Below are 17,950 nucleotides of genomic sequence, written 5' to 3' on the forward strand. Positions count from 1 at the left end.
CAGGCACGCAGCTTGCGTTCGGGATCGGTCGGTGGGCGATCCCTCGCCCTCGGTCAGGTCAGACCGGAACGATACAGTCGTCTTCCATACAGGCCTCCATGCACTGCGGGGTACCGGGCTCGCCCTCGCCCTCGCATTCGGTGCAGGTGTCGGCCTGGATCTTGTAGACGCCCTTGAAGGGGGTGATGGACATGGTCGGACAGACCGGCTCGCAGTCACCGCAAGCCGTGCACAGATCTCGTACGATTTTCAGAGCCATTTGACTACTCCAGATTAAGTGTCGACAGTCCGAGCCGTATCACAGATTGCCGTCTCACAGCTTGGACACGGCTCGACGATCAATCCTCGGCGCGCTTGAAGCGCAACGTCGTCGGAAACTCCGGCGGCGGACTGATGGGATCGATATACCAGCGCGAGCCGTCGGTCAGCTCCACCTCGCCGCCCCAGGCCTCCGGGGTGTCGGTCTCGACCGAGGCGATGGTCTCTTCCATATCCTTCTTGGCGACGTAGAAGAGCAGTCCTCCATCGTCGTTCCTGCGAATCATCACGTTTGGCATCGTGGTCTCACATCCTCGTTGGATTCCGGAACCCGCCAGCTTCCAGCCTCCGGGAAGCTGGAAGCTGGCCGCTGGAGGCTGACGGCTGGACGCTTAGCGGACCAGGTCGTAGTTGAAGTCGGTCACGCCCATCTCGCGGGTTTCCTCGTCGAGACGATCCAGAACCGCATTGACCAGGGTGGTGAGGATGTACATGGCGCCCTCGTAGCCCAGCGTCGTCATGCGATGCAGGTGATGACGGTCGAAGATCGGGAAACCGATGCGGATCAGCGGAACCTCGAACTCACGGCCCTTGTGCAAGGTATCGCGCTGGATGAACTTACCGTAGCTGTTGCCGATCAGGAAGTCCGGCTTGTCGGTGAAGCACAGCGAGCGCAGGTGCCAGAGATCATTGCCGATGTAGACCGTACCACCGGCGCCGAAGGGCGAGGACGCCAGGACTTTCTCGACCTCCTTTTTCCAGCGCTTGTTGGCATGGTTGCAGAGGATGTGGGTCGGCTCGGCACCCAGCTCGAGCAGGAACTTGACCATGCCCAGGACGAAGTCGGCATCGCCGTAGAGGGCGAACTTCTTGCCGTGCAGCCAGGTGTGGCTGTCGGTCATCATGTCGACCAGACGACCGCGCTCCTTGGTCAGCGACTCGGGGATCTCCTTGCCGGAGAGCTCGGAGACCTTCATCAGGAACTCGTCGGTCCACTCCAGACCCATGGGGATGTTGAGGGCCGGAACCTCGTGCTTCCAGGTGATCTGCGAGAACTTCTTGGTCTTCGGCAGCTGCCAGGGCTGGAGCAGGATGGTGTCGATGGCGTTCGGCGCATCCTTCATCTCGGCCAGCGGGGTGCCGCCGTCGTACATGCGGTACTGACCGTCGGCCGGGGTGTCCAGGACCTCGGTCGGATCGCACAGCAGGCTGTAGCCGACGCCCATCTCCTTCATCATGCGGTGCATGACGCGGTAGTTGCCGAGATAGGTCTCGAAGCCGGGCACGATGTTGATCTTGCCGTTCGAGCCGACGGTCTTGTCGTCCATGTGGTTCAGCGTGAAGTAGCGCTGGAAGCCCTCGAACATGTTGTCCCAGCCGGTGGTGTGGCTGCCGACGAAGCTCGGGGTATGGGCGAAGGGGGTCGGGAACTCTTCCGGGATGTGCCCTTCCTTCTTGGCGTTGCCGATGAAGGCGTTGAGGTCGTCGCCGATGACCTCGGCCATGCAGGTGGTGCTGACCGCGATGCACTCGGGCTTGTAGAGCGCCTTGGCGTTCTCCAGACCGTCGAACATGTTCTTCTGGCCGCCGAAAACCGCCGCGTCCTCGGTCATGGAGTCGGAGACGCAGGCGACCGGCTCCTTGAAGTGACGGTTGAAGTAGCTGCGGAAGTAGGCGACGCAGCCCTGCGAACCGTGGACGTAGGACAGGGTCTTCTCGAAGCCGAGCGAGCAGAGCACGGCGCCGAGCGGCTGACAGGCCTTGGCCGGGTTGATGGTCAGGGCCTCACGCTTGAAGTTGAGCTCCTGGTACTCCTGGGTGGTCGTCCACTGGAAGACCTCTTCGATCTTGTCGAGGCTCTCGACCTCTTCGACCGTGTCGCGCTTGGCCTTGAGGTTGTCCTTGTAGTCCTGGTCGCAGAACAAGGGGTAGCAGGGTTTGATCTTTTCGACTGTCTGGCTCATGAGTGTGCTCCTACCGCGCCGCTAATCCGCGGACGAACGGCATGACAAAGGGGATCGGGCTTCCAGCCGCCAGCCTCCAGCGGCCAGCTCGAAACTGCTGGCGGCTGACCGCTGAGAGCTGATGGCTAATTCAATCAGGCGCTGGCGGCGATCGCCTCGGCCTCGCCCTCGGCAGGCTTCTGCCAGGGCGCCTGCAGGCTCTTCCAGCAGGGATTGTTGACGGTCATGTCCATATCGCGGGCGAAGATGGCGAAGCCGTCGTAGCCGTGGTAGGGACCGGAATAATCCCAGGAGTGCATCTGACGGAAAGGCACGCCCATCTTCTGGAAGATGTACTTTTCCTTGATGCCGGAGCCGATCAGGTCGGGCTTGACCTTCTTGACGAACTCCTCGAACTCGTAGCCAGTGACGTCGTCGTACAGCAGGGTCGCGTCACCCATCTCCTTGATGGTGCGGTCGTAGTCGTCGTTGTGCGCGAACTCGTAGCCCGTGCCGACCACTTCCATGCCCAGATCCTCGTAGGCGCCGATGACGTGACGCGGACGCAGACCACCGACGTAGAGCATCACCTTCTTGCCTTCCAGGCGCGGACGGTACTTGGCGATGACGGCCTCGTACTCGGCGGTGTACTTCTCGATGACCTTCTCGGCGTTGGCCTGGATGGTCTCGTCGAAGAAGGCGGCGATCTTACGCAGCGACTCGGCGATCTTGGTGGGACCGAAGAAGTTGTACTCCATCCACGGAATCCCGTACTTCTCTTCCATGAAACGACTGATGTAGTTCATGGAGCGATAGCAGTGGATGAGGTTGAGCTTGACCTTGGGGGTCAGCTCCATCTCGGACAGGGTACCGTCGCCGGACCACTGGGCGACGACGCGCAGACCCATCTCCTCGAGCAGGATGCGCGAGGCCCAGGCGTCACCGCCGATGTTGTAGTCGCCGATGACCGCAACGTCGTACTTGCCGGTTTCGAAGGAGTTGTCGCCGTCGCGGTTGCCGATGACCCAGTCACGAATGGCGTCGTTGGCGATATGGTGACCCAGCGACTGAGACACACCACGGAAGCCCTCGCAGCGCACCGGAACGATCGGCTTCTCGAGCTCCTTGCCCTTCTTCTTGGACACGGCCTCGATGTCGTCGCCGATCAGACCGATCGGACACTCGGACTGGACGCTCATGCCCTTGACCAGGGGGAAGAGCTCGTTGATCTCGCTGATCAGCTTGTCGAGCTTCTTGTCGCCGCCGAACACGATGTCCTTCTCCTGGAAATCCGAGGTGAAGTTCATGGTGCCGAAGGTGTTCACGCCGGTGTGACCGACGTAGTAGTTGCGACGACCGGCGCGCGAGTAGGCGCCGCAGCCGACAGGACCGTGGGAGATGTGGACCATGTCCTTGATCGGACCCCAGACCACGCCCTTGGAGCCGGCGTAGGCGCAACCACGGATGGTCATGACGCCCGGCTGGGACTTACGGTTGGAGATGATGCACTTCTTGGACTGCTCGACCGACTGGTCGTTGACGGCCAGGTGCTTGGCACGGTCCTTCTTGGCCTTGTCCGGATAGACCTCGAGCACCTCTTGGATCAAGGCCTGGGTCTCTTCGCGAGTCAAACTTGCCATGGTGGCTTTCCTCGAATTCGGCGCCGCGGCTAATCCGCCGACAGTCGCACGGAGAGAAATTTGGAGCGGTGGACGGCGACACCTGGGTGCCGCGTCCGCTGTGCAGACAGTGAGCGCCGATTAGGCGGTCGCTTCTTCGGCTGCAGACTTGCCGACGATGGACTCGTCCACTTCCTCGAGCACGCCGAATTCCATCAGCAGATCCTCGAGCTGGTCCATGGAGATCGGGGTCGGGACCACGAACATCTTGTTGTCGATGATCTTCTGAGCCAGCTGACGATACTCGTCGGCCTGCTTGGCGGTCGGCTCGTACTCGATGACGGTCATACGACGGATCTCGGCCCGCTGCACGACGTTGTCACGCGGCACGAAGTGGATCATCTGGGTGCCCAGCTGACGCGCGAGCTCCATGATCAGCTCGTCTTCGCGAGCGGTGTTGCGGCTGTTGCAGATCAGGCCAGCGAGACGCACGCCACCGGAGCTGGCGTACTTCACGATGCCCTTGGCGATGTTGTTGGCCGCGTACATGGCCATCATCTCGCCGGAGCAGACGATGTAGATCTCCTGCGCCTTGTTCTCGCGGATCGGCATGGCGAATCCGCCGCACACCACGTCGCCCAGAACGTCATAGAAGACGAAGTCCAGGTCGGCCTCGTAGGCGCCTTCCTCTTCCAGGAAGTTGATGGCGGTGATGACACCGCGGCCGGCGCAACCGACACCCGGCTCGGGACCGCCGGACTCGACGCACTTGATGTTGCCGTAACCGATCTTGAGCACATCTTCGAGTTCGAGATCTTCCACGGAGCCCGCCTCGGCGGCCATCTCCATGATGGTGTTCTGCGCCTTGGAGTGCAGAATCAGACGAGTCGAGTCGGCCTTGGGGTCGCAGCCGACGATCATGACCTTCTTGCCCAGCTCGGCCAGACCCGCAACCAAGTTCTGGGTGGTGGTGGACTTGCCGATCCCGCCTTTGCCGTAAATGGCGCATTGACGCAGTGCCATGGTATGGTCTCCTGTTGGCTCGCTGATGCGAGCGTTGAACGAATCTACACTCGACGAGCATTGAGCAATCGCTGTGCCAAACTTTGAAAATCAACTCAAGGCACTGATTCATAAGGAAGTAGACCCGGTCTCACGGCCTGTTCGAGTTGGTCGCATCCACGACAAAGCCGCAGGGTCTGTATGGAGAACAACAGACAAACCGAACAAGAAGACCAACTACCCCCGCCGAGCCTGCCGGCTAGCGCCCACCTCCCGATCAACCGCTGCAACCTCCCGGCGGTGATCCTCGGCGGCCTCACCTTCCAGCAGCACCCGGTGCCGCTGGAGATCGACGGCATCCGCGACTTCCACGCCGGACTCTTCCGCACCCTGGACGCCATGCCGCAGCGGACCGAGCGCGCCCAGCGCTTCATGGACTACATGACGGTTCGATTCCTATTGGAGGAACTGGAGGAGGCTGGACTGACCCCAGGACGTAAGCGCAAGTCCAGGATCAACGCCAACTATCTGAGGATGGTGCGGGGCTGGTCGTTCGACTCGGACGGCCGCGAGGGCGCCGTCCTCAAACGCTGGACGGAGAGCAGGTTCGGCCTCCTGGCGCGCCATCACGCCGGCCCGCTGCACGACCGCGACGGCGAGATCTATCACCGCTACCTGTCCCAGGGCACGCGCGGACTCTACGCCACCAATGCCCTGGAGGCGCAGCTCGACCTGCTCTACACCTATTGCCAGTACGAACTGGCCCGCGAGCACGGCGACAGCGCGCACCTGAAGCTCTATCGCGGCATCAACCGCATGGACGAGCACGAGATCCTGCAGGTCCGCCCCTGCGGGCGCAACCGCGTCCTCTTCAACAACCTCAACAGCTTCACCAGCAACCGCGAGCGTGCCGACGAGTTCGGCGACTACATCCTGGTGACCGAGGTGCCGACGTCCAAGATCTTCTTCTACAACAAGCTGCTGCCCGGCATGCTCAAGGGGGAGGACGAATACGTCGTCATCGGCGGGGCCTACGAGGTCTGTATCAGTACCCTCTGATCCTTATATATGGGCTGGCCGAATCGTAATCGGCCAGCCCGCCAACCGAACCCAATCGACCGCTTGTTAGGAGAATCTCCAAAACCGCGTGTCGATCACGACACGAACGAAACCGGGATGCCCATCGAGCATCGATCGACGATCATTGCCAAAATGGTCGATTCCACGCTACGTTGCAAAAAGACCTTCTCAGCCCCATGGATAGGTGCCGGCAGCAGACACACAGAACGCCGAATCCAAGACATATGGAGGAACGATGGTCGTCCAATCCATTCAACAGAAGATTGCGCTCATCGGCGGGCTTTGTCTGCTCGCCACCGCCGGCATTCTCGTCGGTTACGGGGTCTACTCCTACCAGTCCACCCAGAACCTCGTGTCCGAACGCGTCGAGACCCAATCCGAGAAGGCCGCCCTCGAGGGACTCGAATTCCTCGCCGGCAAATACGCAGGCGATATTCGGGCCAAATTCGACACCGCACTCGACACCGCCAGGACCATGGCCGACGTCTTCGCCGTCTCACATTCCAGCACCGATTTCGATCTGGGGCGCGATCAGGTCAACGCCATCCTGTTGAAGGTCCTCGAGGACAACCCAGAGTTCAACGGCACCTACTCCTGCTGGGAGCCCAACGCGATCGATGGCCGCGATGCGGCGTTCCGCGGCACGGGCGACGGCAACAACGACGAGACCGGCCGATTCACCCCCTACTGGACCCGCAACCCCAGCGGCAAGATCGACGTCCAGGCACTGGTCGAGTACGACTCCCAGGAACGTCACCCGAACGGCGTCATGAAGGGCGGCTGGTACATCAACCCGAGCCGGACGGGCCGCGAAAGCATCCAGGCCCCCCTGCCCTATATCGTGCAGGGCAAACAGGTCTGGCTGGCGACGCTCTCCGTACCGATCATGGCGGATGGCCGATTCATCGGCGTGGCCGGGACCGACTACGACCTCGATTTCGTCCAGCGCATCAGCAAGGAGATCTCGAAACAAATCTACGATGGCCAGGGAGACGTGACCATCGTCAGCGAGCAAGGTCTCGTGATCGCGGCCAGCGCGTACCCCGAATCCATCGGCCAGCACCTCAAGGCGCTCGACCCCGCGGGTTGGCAGCAAAAACTCGACATCGTCCAGCAGAAGAAGGCGCTCGCCCGCACCGACGAGGAGAAAGGAACGGTCGAGGTCTTCTTCCCGATCGAACTGGGCCGCACCGGCACCACCTGGTCGGTCATGCTCAACGTCGACAAAAACCTGGTCCTCGCGGAGGCCTATGCCCTGCGCGACGACATGACCGCCCAAGGACAGCGCGGAACCCTGATGCAGGTCATCGTCAGCATCCTGGTCGCCCTGGTGGCGATGGCGGTGCTCTGGCTCGCCGCACGCTCGATCGCCGGGCCGATCCGGCGCGCCGCCAATCTGGCCCACGTCATTCAGAGCGGCGACCTCTCGCAGCGTCTCACCCATACCTCACAGGACGAGATCGGACAACTCGCCCGCAGCCTCGACGCCATGGCCGACAGCCTGCAGGACCGCGCCCAGCTCGCCGAACAGATCTCGCGCGGCAATCTCGACCTGGATGTCGCCTTGGCATCCGAGCAAGACCAGCTCGGAATCGCCCTCAAGCGCATGATCGAGAACCTCAACAACCTGGTGTCCCAATTTCAAACCGGCGCCTCGCTGATCACCGAGAAGTCACGGACGGTATCGGACCTGAGCCAGGACCTCGCCAGCGGCGCCACCGAATCGGCCGCCTCGGTCACCCAGATCAGCGCCACCATCGGCCAAATGGCGGATCAGATTCGTCAGAGTGCCGAAAACGCGGATCGGGCGAACGAACTGTCGAAGAATGGCGCAACCTCGGCGCATGACGGCGACCGGCTGATGGAGGGACTGCGAACCGCCATGCAGGAGATCGAGCAGTCCGGCCGCGACATCACCAACATCACCAACGTGATCGAGGAGATCGCCGCCCAGACCAACCTGCTCGCCCTCAACGCCGCCATCGAGGCGGCCCGCGCCGGCGAGTACGGACGCGGCTTCGCCGTCGTCGCCGACGAGGTGCGCCAGCTCGCGGGCCGCAGCGCCGAAGCCGCACAGCAGACCGCGCAACTGATCCAGAGCACGGTCGCCCGCACGGCCAAGGGACTGGAACTGACCGATGAGACGGCCAGCGCCCTCCAGGCGATCGTCGCCAGTGCCGCCGAAACCTCTTCCCTGATCGGCGACATCGCGCTCGCGGCGAGCGAGCAGGCCAACGGGGTCGAGCAGTTGAGCGACGCCATCTCGCAGATCGACGAGGTCGTCAATCACAACAGCGACAGCGCCGAGCAATCGTCGATGGCCGCGCACACCCTCACGGAACAAGCTGCCCAGCTCGAACGTCTGACAGCGACCTTCAAGGTTCGGTCAAGCTGAACCCCGGGCGACAGGGGACGGGCAGGCATGGCCGCCGCCCATCCCCCGCCGCGACCTCATCTCATACTGAAATGCACACCTGCGATTGGCATATCGGTCAGCGCCGCTCAGGAGCCGTCACTCCCCTGAATGGGCAGGCTCCACCAGCGCGACAGCCGCTGCTCGGTGCAGCGCCCTGGCAGCGCCTCGTAGTGCGAAATGTCGTTGAACAGCCGCAGCCGGGCGCGAACCTCGTTGGCGAATTCCAGGATGGTCAGGGCGGCGGGACTCTGATCGAGCCGATCGCGATAGCCTCGCGCGTCGAAGCCCAGCAGGCTGCTGATCAGGAGCCGATTCGTGCCCTTGTGGGACACGACGAGCACCGACTGATGACGATGGTTCTGAACGATGCGCCGCATCACCGGCAGGGCGCGCGCGAGCACCTGGATACCGGACTCGCCGCCCGCCGGGGCGATCGTCAGGGGATCCTCCTCCCAGGCGTCGTACTCCTCCCGGAAATCGCGCTCGATCTCCTCGCGCGTCCGCTCCTCCCAGTGCCCGTAGGCGATCTCGCGCAGATCGGGCTCGACCCGAACCTGACAGTCGTGAGGCGCGCCGACGATCCGCGCGGTCTCGATGGTGCGCCCCATGGGGCTGGCGTAGATGCCGTCGAGCCGGTCGCACTTCAGCCGCTCCGCCAGCGCCGCCGCCTGGCGCCGCCCCTCGTCGGAGAGCGGGACATCCGTCGACCCGGCGAAACGGTCCTCGGCCGTGAGCTCGGTCGCCCCATGGCGGACGAGATAGATTCGAGTTGGCATGCTTGCTCCTCCTCCAGGCGTGGTGATCCGTGCATAGTATCGTCACAGGTTGTGACGAGAGTCCGTATATGCCACCCGATCGCGGATCCTCCAACGCTGGATCGAGACGGACTGGATCGACACACCCGAGGGCGAGCGTCTCGACATTCTGGCGGCCCTCTATTGTCATTGCCCCGGATCCGAGGTCACCGCTAGTCTTGCACCCGACCGCCGGCGCTGACGTCTTCCGCACGACCTCTTGCCGTCAGCCGCCGGATTCAGGCCCGGCGCCATGTGCGCAAGCGGCCGGCATTCTCGACATCTGTCCAGGAGACGCCATGACACAGGCCCCACTGACAGGCGGTCGCGCCGTCCCGAGCACGCGCCTCGATCGTCTATGGCACCTCGGGCGCGCGACCACCGACCTGGCGGCAGGCATCGGCGTGCGGGGCCTGATCGATCTCGCCCGGCGCGGGAACGGTCAATCGAACCCCATCGAATTGAGTCCGGAGACCTTTCAGCGCCTCGCCGACCGGCTCGCGCACATGCGCGGTGCGGTGATGAAGATGGGCCAGCTCATGTCCATGGACGGATCGGACGCGCTCACGCCCGAAGCCGCCGCCATCTTGGGCGCCCTGTGCAATCGCGCCGAACCCATGCCGCTCAGCCAGCTCGCGCCCCTGCTCGAGACCGAATACGGAAAGGACTGGAATCGGCGCTTCCGGCGCTTCGGCTTCAACCCGGTCGCGGCGGCATCCATCGGTCAGGTGCATCGGGCGGAAACCGCGGACGGCCGCCATCTGGCGCTGAAGATCCAGTTCCCCGGCGTGCGCGAGAGCATCGACAGCGACATGGACAACCTGAGCCTCCTCAGCCGCGCCATCGGCATGATGCCGAAGGGAATGGACCTCAAACCGATGCTCGACGAGGCCCGCCGCCAGCTGCACCAGGAGGCCGACTACGCGGCCGAGGCCGACGCGCTGGACGCCTATCGCCGTCTCGTCGGCGACGGTGCCGACTTCCTCGTCCCCGCGGTGCATCGAGACTTCAGCACCGGGCGCATCCTGGCCATGGATTTCGCCGAGGGCATCCCGATCGACCGGCTGGCCGAGACGGCCTTCACCCGCGAGGAGCGCGATCGCGCCGCCAACCTCGTCATGACGCTCGTCCTGCGCGAACTGTTCGAATTCAGTCTCGTGCAGACCGACCCGAACTTCGGCAATTTTCTCTATCAGACCGACACCGGGCGCGTCGTGCTGCTGGACTTCGGCGCCACCCACCCGGTCCCGCCGGCCATCGTCTCCGGCTATCGCGACCTGATCCGGGCCGCGATGGCGGAAAACCGCGAGGCCATGCACGAGAGCGCGATCGCGCTTGGCTTCGCCCGCGAGGACGCGCCGCGCGAACAGGTCGAGGCGATGCTCGACCTCATGCGTCTGTCGAGCGAGATGATGCGGCACCAGGGACTCTACGACTTCGGCGCATCCGACCTGTTCAAGCGCATCTACGATCGCGGCCAGCAGCTCTATGAAGAGGGCGCCTTCAGCCAGCTACCCGATCCGTCCAGCATGTTTCTATACCGCAAGTTCCTAGGCGCCTTCATGCTCTGCCGTCGGCTGCGGGCGCGCGTGGACCTGCCGCTCCTGCTCGACCCCTATCTGTAGGACGGCCGAGAGACCGCCATCGGCCGGTTTCGCCACCAACGGACTGGCGGAACCGCTCGCCCTGGACGACGAGGGGCACCGTCCCAGCGCCGGAGCGCGGCCGTTCCACCGGCAAGGGCTGCAGCATCAAGCTCTATGCGGTTGATGCGGCACGGGATGGCGCAATCTTGCGAGGAATGGGGCAGAGAGAAATATAAGGGCGCGATTCAACGGCATCTGCGCTGGCTTTCGAGATCTGCACCCATGTCTTGCCATTTCTCGCGCTGCGCCGTCTCGAACGCGCGGCGACGGGCGGCATCGATCGGTCGTCACCTTCAACATTCAGACTGCGGCACTGATGTTGCCCCGTTGGCGCCGGAACGGGAGTCCGGACGCCGAACGGCGCGGATCACGGACGACGCAGTTTGGAAGGAGCCCCCCATGCAGCAGCGATTGAGTTCCGAAAACGCCCCACCCGCCCCGCCGAACGTGATGATCATCTTCGGCGCCGGCGGCGATCTCACCAAGCGCAAGCTCGTCCCCGCGCTCTTCCATCTGTTCCACGGGCGTCTGCTGCCCGAGACCTTCGCGGTGGTCGGACTCGACCGCCTGGACATCGATGACGTCGGCTTCCGCGCGATGATGGGCGAGGAGGTCAAGAAGCACGTCGGCTCGGCCTGGGATCAGGCGACCTGGGCTCGACTATGCGAGCGCATCCACTACATGCGCTGCAACTTCCTCGAAGAGGCGAGCTATATCGAACTGTGCGAGCGCCTGACGCACATCGACGCCGAGCGCGGCACCGACGGCAACTATCTGTTCTATCTCGCGGTACCGCCGTCGCTGTTCGGCGACATCACCCGCCACCTCGGCACCGTCGGACTCACCGCCGAGACCCCGAACGACTGGCGCCGTGTGATCATCGAGAAGCCGTTCGGCACCGACCTGGAATCCGCCCAGGAACTCAACCGGATGCTCCACGAGACCCTCGACGAGGATCAGATCTACCGCATCGACCACTATCTGGGAAAGGAGACCGTGCAGAACATCATGGTCTTCCGCTTCGCCAACGCCTTCATCGAGCCACTGTGGAACCGCCAGCACATCGATCACGTGCAGATCACGGTGGCCGAGTCGGTCGGCGTCGAGCACCGCGGCGAGTACTACGACAAGGCCGGCGCACTGCGCGACATGATCCCAAACCACCTGCTGGTGCTGCTCGGTTTCCTCGCCATGGAACCGCCGAACTCCTTCGACTCGCAGGCGGTGCGCGACGAGATCAACAAGGTGCTCGACGCCATACAGCCGTTGACGCCCGAACAGGTGCTGACCCACGCCGTGCGCGGCCAGTACGACGCCGGCACCATACCCGACGGCGAAAAGGTCCCCGCCTATCGCTCCTCGCCCGGCGTCGACGCCAAGTCCGGAACCGAGACCTTCGCCGCGCTCAAGCTCACCATGGACAACTGGCGCTGGGCCGGCGTGCCCTTCTATCTGCGTACCGGCAAGCGACTCAACGCCCAGTACACCGAGATCGTCATCCAGTTCAAACGTGCCCCCAAGATCATGTTCAAGGACACCGATGTCGACCAGATCTCGCCCGACATGCTGGTCCTGCGCATCCAGCCCAACGAGGGCATCCAGATGAGTTTCGGCGCCAAGGTCCCAGGGCCGCGGATGCGGGTCGGCACCGTCAACATGGACTTCTGCTATGCCGACTACTTCGGCAACGCGCCCGCCACCGGTTACGAGACCCTGATCTACGACTGCATGAACGGGGACGCCACGCTCTTCAAACACGCCGAGACCGTCGAGAAGGGCTGGGAGATCGTCGAATCGGTACAGGACGTCTGGTCCGCCCTGCCCGCCCGCGAATTCCCGAACTATGCCCCCGGCACCTGGGGACCCTCCGCCGCCGGCGACCTGCTCAAGAACGACGGACGTCAATGGCGGCGCATCCTCACGCCCGGCCAGGGCACCTGATCCCCTCCATCGCACCGCGCGCCAGCCGAAAGGTCGGCGCGCACACCAACCGCCTCGCACCCGACCTGCTCCGCCGCCGGTTACCGAGGGCCAACCCGATGAACCCAATCGAACCCTATCGCTCGGCATGCCCCTGGTGCGGCGTCGAACTCGAGCTCAGCATCGAGACCGGCGTCGGCAACCAGATCTACGTCGAAGACTGCCAAGTCTGCTGCTCCCCCATTCAAGTCGCTGTCGAAGTCGATCCTATCGGCGACCATTTGCACGTCGAACTGACCCGCGAGGGCGGCTGAACCGAGCGGAGAGAGAAGAAAGGCGAAAAATAGGGTACTTGATACCTCACCCAGTTCGAGTCTTGACGTACTCGCGCACGATGTCGTTGATCCGCGTCTGCCACCCCGGTCCCGTGGCCTTCATCGCGGCCAGCACGTCGGCATCGAAGCGGATGGTGGTCGAGACCTTGCGCTGCTCTGCGCGAGGACGGCCGAGGCATGCCGTCGGCTTGGCCGCCTCCCATTCCTCATCGGTCATGGGCCGAGCGTCCGGGTCGGATTCGGCCGCCGCCGTGATGGCGGCGTCTTCTTCCGGAGTGTTGAGGAGAATTTTGCGGCCGTTACGGGTCGTCAAATACGTCTCGGACATAGCGGGCTTGCTCCTGGTTGGTGGCCTTGCGCAGGCTGATGATGCGCCGGCCGTCTTCCCGATCCACAAAGGCTACGAAGTACAGGCGCACACCGTATAACACCAGCGCACATTGGCGCTCTTCCCCGTAGTCTTCACGCGTGTCGGTCCAGACCAACGCAGTGTCCCATTCGATGTCCGCCGCCAACGCAAGAGAGACGCCATGCTTGGCGCGGTTCCAGGCATCCTTGGTTGGGTCGAAGGAGATATCCACGAACATTATTGTAGTAACAAAAATATCAGCCAGCGATGTTCGCTGACACCTCCTGGGGATGTATGGCAAAGGAATCGGCGAGCCAGCGGGACCAGCCCGACCTGGAGGGTCGAAGCGTTTTCTTGGCGATCCTGATGCTGAAACCTGGAATGGTCGGCTGTTTGCCGACTGCGCTTTAGAGATTGCGCTGGAGCGGTTGACGCGGCAAGGAATGGCGTAATTTAGCGGGAAACGCGAGCAGCGAGGAAGAAACGGGAACTATCCAACAGCAACTGTGACTGGGATTCAAGACCTTACCCTGCCGCCTTCTGACCCTGCCGCCTTCTGACCCTGCCGGCTGCTGTGCCCTTTCCACCTGACCCTTCCGCCCCTTGACCCTTCCGCCCCTTCTTCCGCCCCTTTCGCTCTATCGACTTGAATATACCAGGCTCGTGGACAAGCCCCAGACCCGCTTCCAGGTCGAAAATATCGGCCTTGCACAAGTCCCAATTCGGGACTAGCCTGTCGAGCATGCGCGTCATCGCCCTTTCCACTCTCAAGGCATTCTGGGACGAGCAACCGCCATTTCAGGATGCCAAGGAGCCTGCACTCGCTTGGTACCGAGCCACTTGCCGGGCAGATTGGGCGACACCCGCCGATGTGAAAGCCGATTTCCGAAACGCCAGCATTCTCAAAGACGGTCGTGTCGTATTCAACCTGGGTGGAAACAAGTATCGGCTAGTCGTTTGGATCAACTACCCCTATCGGGTGGTCTACATCCGCTTCATCGGAACCCACGCCCAATACGACGACATTGACGCCCAAACCATTTGAATCGGAGCAGCCGTTCGCAACTCATGGACATCAAGCCCATCAAGACCGAAGCCGACTACCGAGCGGCGCTTAGCGACATCGAAAGCCTGATGACGGCCCAGATCGACACGCCAGAGGGCGAGCGACTCGACATTCTTGTGACCCTGGTGGAAGCCTACGAGCAGCGGAATTTCCCGCTCGATCTACCGGACCCGATAGAAGCCATCAGATTCCAGATGGAGCAGAAAGGACTGGCACCGAAAGATCTGGAGCCGATGATCGGCCGACCCAATCGCGTCTACGAAATCCTGAACCGCAAGCGCCCACTGACCCTCAAGATGATCTGGCGTCTGCATCGGGATCTGGGCATTCCCGCAGAAAGCCTGATCAGACCACCTCAGGACACCGCATCGGGGTGAGAGTCAAGTATCTAGCCCGGAATTGCGCTGGAGCGGTTGACGCACCAGGGTATCGAGTAACCCTGCGAGGAATGCCAACTGTCAAGGAATTCCAGGGGCGTTGGGTCCATCCTCTTCCTCTCGCGGGGCATCAGCCGAATCGGGATTACTTGGTAGGATGGTTCTAATGATTTGAAAAGGCAGTTTGAAGGCCGGTGACGACCGGGTGATTCGGCCTCTATGCCACTTGCGTTGAATGTAAGGAATAAATAAGGAACAACAGAACATGAAGTCGCCAAAACAACTTCGCACTGAGATCCAAAGCCTGCGGAGTCAAGTTGCATCTCTGAGGGATGTCCTCGCCGATAGAGTGCTCGATCCACGGGAGCCAACCTGGGGAATAGGCCACGACTGCGTGAAAACGGCGGAGGCGCTTGGGGAGATATTGACGAGCCAAGTCGTTCCTGACTGGTACAAGGTTGCCGTCGTTGGACGCTTCAAAGCTGGAAAGTCAGCTTTCGTCAATGAACTGTTAGGGGCTCGGTTGGCTGGCGAGGATACCAGCCCTGAAACGGCAGCCGTGACCTCATTTCGCCATGGCGCAACAGTCAAGGCGACGATCCGCTTTGTCGGGAGGGAGGTGTGGGATGGTCTACGCCAGCTTTACCAAGAGGATCCAAAGCATATCGATGCTCATCGCATGAAGATGTGGATGAGCTTCGACGGCAAAGCACGGAAGAACTCCGATGGGGAGGTGGTCGAAACCTTTGATCTCGCCTCGATCGAAATGAACTACATCAAGCTCGGAGGCCACAGTGTCGAACTCGTGTTGGAGCAGCCGGGCGACCGGAAATCGGAGAATGCATTTCGCCGCCGGTTGAAGGAGTTCACTTCGGGCACCCGTCCACACCACTGTCTTGTCGAAGGGATCGAGATCACATCACCATCGCCGTTACTCGATGAGGGGGTTTTACTCGTCGACACGCCTGGGCTGGACGATACAGAGCGCTTCCGGGTCACGCTGACAGAAAAGGCCGTCGAAGACGTTGACGCGGTTTTATTTCTGACCCAGTCGGGGGTCGCCTACGGTCAGTCTGAGAAAGATTTCATGTTGACCCTACTGCGACGTGGAACCGTCAAGCAGCTTATCTTCGTCATCACGCAGGTCGACAAGACCTACGAGCAGCATCTTTCCGCCGCTGAAGACAACGATGAAGATCCTGAAACAATCGCGCAGCGAGTACAGCGTGAGGAACGGCGGATTCGGGATGAGATCGAGTCGACGCTCAATGAACTGAGCAGCGAGGATTCGCCCGCCATGCGCCGCTACCGCGAGCAATTAGGCGTGGTCGGACTCGTCTTCACCTCGGCGCGGAAGCACCGTGACTGGAAAGACAAAAAGGACGTCTCCCACTGGCTCCATCCGGATGACCCTGGTGGCATTGAGCGCATGAAATCTCAGTTGCTCGAGCTACTCTCAACCGAGTCACGACTGGCTTTGGTCGCTCAAAACATCGCCGATGGAACCCAATCGACTTTAGATGACCTTTTGGCGGTCATTGAAAACCGCCTGACGGCGATGCGAAATATCAAGGACGGAGAGGTAGCCGAGCAGCGGCTTGCCGACTTTCGCAACCAGTTTGAAGCAGCTCGCACCTCCTTTCTGTCCGCCGCCGAATCTGATGTCGCGCTCTTGCGCAAGAACCTCACAGACGCGGACACGCGGAACGACCTCATCATCGAGACGATAGGTTTACTTGCAGAGCGAGAGTTGGCCGAATTCGAGACGCACGATGTTGGCAAGCATTGGAGAACCCGTCGCTCCGGCAGGTGGGGGTACATGTACAGCCTCCAGGGACGTGTCGCCAATCGGATCTTTCCCCGCGTTCAGCAGATGCTTTCGGATATGACTGAGCATTTTGCCGTCTTTGTCGGTCATTTCGAGAAGCACTTATCTGCACTTTCTGCGTCTAGCGCAAACCTTGCGGACAAGCTGGAGCTAGGCGAAACCCTGCCGTTCGACCTAACGAAAACACTCTCGGGGTCGCTTGAAAAGTCCTTGAGTGCTGCAAATGAACTCATCGCGGCGGAAGAGCAGCACATCATTTCCCTGCTGGACGATTTCGTCTCGGACGAAGTCTCGGACAAGATCTCGGCCGCCCGTGGCAAGGTTTCCAACATCTTTGGCACCGGAACGACTTACAGCCAGTCGCTTGAGGTTCGGCAGTTTTACACTGAGGTCAAGCGTCTTCTTCAAGAAGCGCTGACAGTTCATCTCAGGGCGCGTTGCGGCACGTTTGCGAAATTCCTCGCCCATGAGGCCGACGGAGTTCCACGGAATGCACTTGCTGAAGTCCAAGCGACATTGGCGAGCGCCGAGCAGGACATCAAAGCTGCGGCGATGGCCAGGATTGGTGGTGAGCGAGAGGCATTTGAGCACGACTGCAACGAGCTCTCGGTGCAGCTTAAGGATGTCGCAGGAGCCTGCATCCCGTTCCTCGACGGAGTTGACTCCATAGAGGTCGAAAAGAGTCCACCGATAACACCCACGTCATCCATCCCCACTGCGGAATCGGCCTGGGTTAGTGAAGCACCTGGCCGCTCTTGGATTGACGAAGTCCAGCGGGAGGCCAAGACCACGGTCCAGCGCTTCAGTCTACGAGAAGGCGACTCTAGCTGGACCTTCGGCCGCCTGTTCCCAGCATCGCTTCTCAGCGGATGCACGCGTCTTGCTTTGATCGACCCTTACCTCGCCAAGCCCCATCAAGTTCGCAATCTGTCGGAATTTCTCCTGGTGGTCGCCGAAACCGTTAAGCCCAAGGAAATCCTTGTCATCACCTCGAATACCTGGACAGAGGGAAACGGCACGAACGTGCGCGTCACTGCGCAGTTCAGCGAGGATCTGTTCAGAAACTTCGGGACGAGCCTGTCCGTTGATGTCGATACAAGCATCCACGATCGCTATGTGGTGTGCGATCACGGTGTTCTGTTCAAATTGGGCCGTGGGCTGGATATCTATAAACCGGCAACCGGGCTGGCTGTCCACAGGCCAGGCAATCGTCGCGTTCGCCGAACGGAAATCGATGTCTTCGCCATGCAAGAGTGGATCGATCGCCGTGGTACATAGTGCTCTCGCGCTTAGCCTGCTTCTTTCTAAGAAACTGAT

16 protein-coding genes are annotated in these 17,950 nt (G+C 61.7%); 8 read left to right on the forward strand and 8 right to left on the reverse strand.

Features of this window, described 5'->3' with window-relative positions:
• Positions 1-58: 58 nt before the first annotated feature.
• From D779_RS10475 to nifH, 5 genes are all read right to left on the reverse strand, one after another.
• Positions 59-259 (reverse strand): 4Fe-4S binding protein, encoded by a 201-nt coding sequence (locus D779_RS10475; protein ID WP_043753445.1) that lies wholly within the window; start codon positions 257-259, stop codon positions 59-61.
• Between the two features lie 79 nt (positions 260-338).
• Positions 339-557 (reverse strand): putative nitrogen fixation protein NifT, encoded by a 219-nt coding sequence (nifT, locus tag D779_RS10480; RefSeq protein ID WP_043753447.1) that lies wholly within the window; start codon positions 555-557, stop codon positions 339-341.
• Between the two features lie 93 nt (positions 558-650).
• Positions 651-2,222, reverse strand: coding sequence for a nitrogenase molybdenum-iron protein subunit beta (nifK, locus tag D779_RS10485; protein ID WP_043753449.1), 1,572 nt, complete (start codon positions 2,220-2,222; stop codon positions 651-653).
• Between the two features lie 134 nt (positions 2,223-2,356).
• Positions 2,357-3,841 (reverse strand): nitrogenase molybdenum-iron protein alpha chain, encoded by a 1,485-nt coding sequence (nifD, locus tag D779_RS10490; protein WP_043753451.1) that lies wholly within the window; start codon positions 3,839-3,841, stop codon positions 2,357-2,359.
• 120 nt (positions 3,842-3,961) lie between these two features.
• Entirely contained in the window at positions 3,962-4,843 is an 882-nt protein-coding gene (gene nifH / locus D779_RS10495) for a nitrogenase iron protein (protein ID WP_043753453.1), read from the reverse strand.
• 180 nt (positions 4,844-5,023) lie between these two features.
• Between nifH and D779_RS10500 the strand changes: the two genes are divergently transcribed.
• Together D779_RS10500 and D779_RS10505 are read left to right on the forward strand one after the other, a co-directional pair.
• Positions 5,024-5,881, forward strand: a complete 858-nt coding sequence (locus D779_RS10500; protein WP_043753454.1) for an NAD(+)--dinitrogen-reductase ADP-D-ribosyltransferase — start codon at positions 5,024-5,026, stop codon at positions 5,879-5,881.
• Between the two features lie 256 nt (positions 5,882-6,137).
• Positions 6,138-8,297, forward strand: coding sequence for a methyl-accepting chemotaxis protein (locus D779_RS10505; RefSeq protein WP_043753456.1), 2,160 nt, complete (start codon positions 6,138-6,140; stop codon positions 8,295-8,297).
• Positions 8,298-8,404: 107 nt separating this feature from the next.
• On the opposite strand, the gene D779_RS10510 is transcribed toward D779_RS10505, so the two are convergent.
• The gene (locus tag D779_RS10510; protein ID WP_043753458.1) at positions 8,405-9,094 is read right to left on the reverse strand and encodes a histidine phosphatase family protein; all 690 of its coding nucleotides are present in this window, start codon (positions 9,092-9,094) and stop codon (positions 8,405-8,407) included.
• Positions 9,095-9,411: 317 nt separating this feature from the next.
• On the opposite strand from D779_RS10510, the gene D779_RS10515 reads away from it, so the two are divergent.
• The 3 genes from D779_RS10515 (at position 9,412) to D779_RS10525 (ending at position 12,992) form a co-directional block, all read left to right on the forward strand.
• Positions 9,412-10,737 carry an ABC1 kinase family protein gene (locus tag D779_RS10515; RefSeq protein WP_043753460.1) on the forward strand — a complete coding sequence of 442 codons (1,326 nt, stop codon included), beginning with the start codon at positions 9,412-9,414 and terminating at the stop codon, positions 10,735-10,737.
• Between the two features lie 420 nt (positions 10,738-11,157).
• Positions 11,158-12,699, forward strand: coding sequence for a glucose-6-phosphate dehydrogenase (gene zwf, locus D779_RS10520; protein ID WP_052348033.1), 1,542 nt, complete (start codon positions 11,158-11,160; stop codon positions 12,697-12,699).
• A 98-nt stretch (positions 12,700-12,797) separates the two neighbouring features.
• The gene (locus D779_RS10525) at positions 12,798-12,992 is read left to right on the forward strand and encodes a CPXCG motif-containing cysteine-rich protein (RefSeq protein WP_043753461.1); all 195 of its coding nucleotides are present in this window, start codon (positions 12,798-12,800) and stop codon (positions 12,990-12,992) included.
• Between the two features lie 46 nt (positions 12,993-13,038).
• Here the strand turns inward: D779_RS10525 and D779_RS10530 are convergent, their stop codons facing one another.
• A complete protein-coding gene (locus D779_RS10530) occupies positions 13,039-13,326 on the reverse strand; it encodes a BrnA antitoxin family protein (RefSeq protein WP_198295704.1) in 288 nt (95 codons plus the stop codon).
• Positions 13,313-13,594, reverse strand: coding sequence for a BrnT family toxin (locus D779_RS10535; RefSeq protein WP_043753557.1), 282 nt, complete (start codon positions 13,592-13,594; stop codon positions 13,313-13,315). Before D779_RS10535 ends, D779_RS10530 begins: the two co-directional genes overlap by 14 nt.
• Before the next feature lie 510 nt (positions 13,595-14,104).
• Here D779_RS10535 and D779_RS10540 point away from each other — a divergent pair.
• The 3 genes from D779_RS10540 to D779_RS10550 all read left to right on the forward strand — a co-directional run bounded on the left by D779_RS10540 (position 14,105) and on the right by D779_RS10550 (position 17,911).
• Positions 14,105-14,407, forward strand: coding sequence for a type II toxin-antitoxin system HigB family toxin (locus D779_RS10540; protein WP_043753558.1), 303 nt, complete (start codon positions 14,105-14,107; stop codon positions 14,405-14,407).
• Between the two features lie 23 nt (positions 14,408-14,430).
• Positions 14,431-14,805 (forward strand): helix-turn-helix domain-containing protein, encoded by a 375-nt coding sequence (locus tag D779_RS10545; RefSeq protein ID WP_043753463.1) that lies wholly within the window; start codon positions 14,431-14,433, stop codon positions 14,803-14,805.
• Between the two features lie 265 nt (positions 14,806-15,070).
• Positions 15,071-17,911: a dynamin family protein gene (locus tag D779_RS10550; RefSeq protein WP_081763452.1), complete on the forward strand. Its 2,841-nt coding sequence runs from the start codon at positions 15,071-15,073 to the stop codon at positions 17,909-17,911.
• Positions 17,912-17,950: the final 39 nt, after the last annotated feature.

It is taken from the genome of Imhoffiella purpurea (genome assembly GCF_000585215.1).
Classification (GTDB): Bacteria; Pseudomonadota; Gammaproteobacteria; order Chromatiales; family Chromatiaceae; genus Imhoffiella; species Imhoffiella purpurea.

What these genes read in the sequence shown, in the direction of transcription:
- D779_RS10475 (WP_043753445.1), bottom strand. Translation starts at nt 259, where the DNA reads ATGGCTCTGAAAATCGTACGAGATCTGTGCACGGCTTGCGGTGACTGC.
- nifT (WP_043753447.1), bottom strand. Translation starts at nt 557, where the DNA reads ATGCCAAACGTGATGATTCGCAGGAACGACGATGGAGGACTGCTCTTC.
- nifK (WP_043753449.1), bottom strand. Translation starts at nt 2,222, where the DNA reads ATGAGCCAGACAGTCGAAAAGATCAAACCCTGCTACCCCTTGTTCTGC.
- nifD (WP_043753451.1), bottom strand. Translation starts at nt 3,841, where the DNA reads ATGGCAAGTTTGACTCGCGAAGAGACCCAGGCCTTGATCCAAGAGGTG.
- nifH (WP_043753453.1), bottom strand. Translation starts at nt 4,843, where the DNA reads ATGGCACTGCGTCAATGCGCCATTTACGGCAAAGGCGGGATCGGCAAG.
- D779_RS10500 (WP_043753454.1), top strand. Translation starts at nt 5,024, where the DNA reads ATGGAGAACAACAGACAAACCGAACAAGAAGACCAACTACCCCCGCCG.
- D779_RS10505 (WP_043753456.1), top strand. Translation starts at nt 6,138, where the DNA reads ATGGTCGTCCAATCCATTCAACAGAAGATTGCGCTCATCGGCGGGCTT.
- D779_RS10510 (WP_043753458.1), bottom strand. Translation starts at nt 9,094, where the DNA reads ATGCCAACTCGAATCTATCTCGTCCGCCATGGGGCGACCGAGCTCACG.
- D779_RS10515 (WP_043753460.1), top strand. Translation starts at nt 9,412, where the DNA reads ATGACACAGGCCCCACTGACAGGCGGTCGCGCCGTCCCGAGCACGCGC.
- zwf (WP_052348033.1), top strand. Translation starts at nt 11,158, where the DNA reads ATGCAGCAGCGATTGAGTTCCGAAAACGCCCCACCCGCCCCGCCGAAC.
- D779_RS10525 (WP_043753461.1), top strand. Translation starts at nt 12,798, where the DNA reads ATGAACCCAATCGAACCCTATCGCTCGGCATGCCCCTGGTGCGGCGTC.
- D779_RS10540 (WP_043753558.1), top strand. Translation starts at nt 14,105, where the DNA reads ATGCGCGTCATCGCCCTTTCCACTCTCAAGGCATTCTGGGACGAGCAA.
- D779_RS10545 (WP_043753463.1), top strand. Translation starts at nt 14,431, where the DNA reads ATGGACATCAAGCCCATCAAGACCGAAGCCGACTACCGAGCGGCGCTT.
- D779_RS10550 (WP_081763452.1), top strand. Translation starts at nt 15,071, where the DNA reads ATGAAGTCGCCAAAACAACTTCGCACTGAGATCCAAAGCCTGCGGAGT.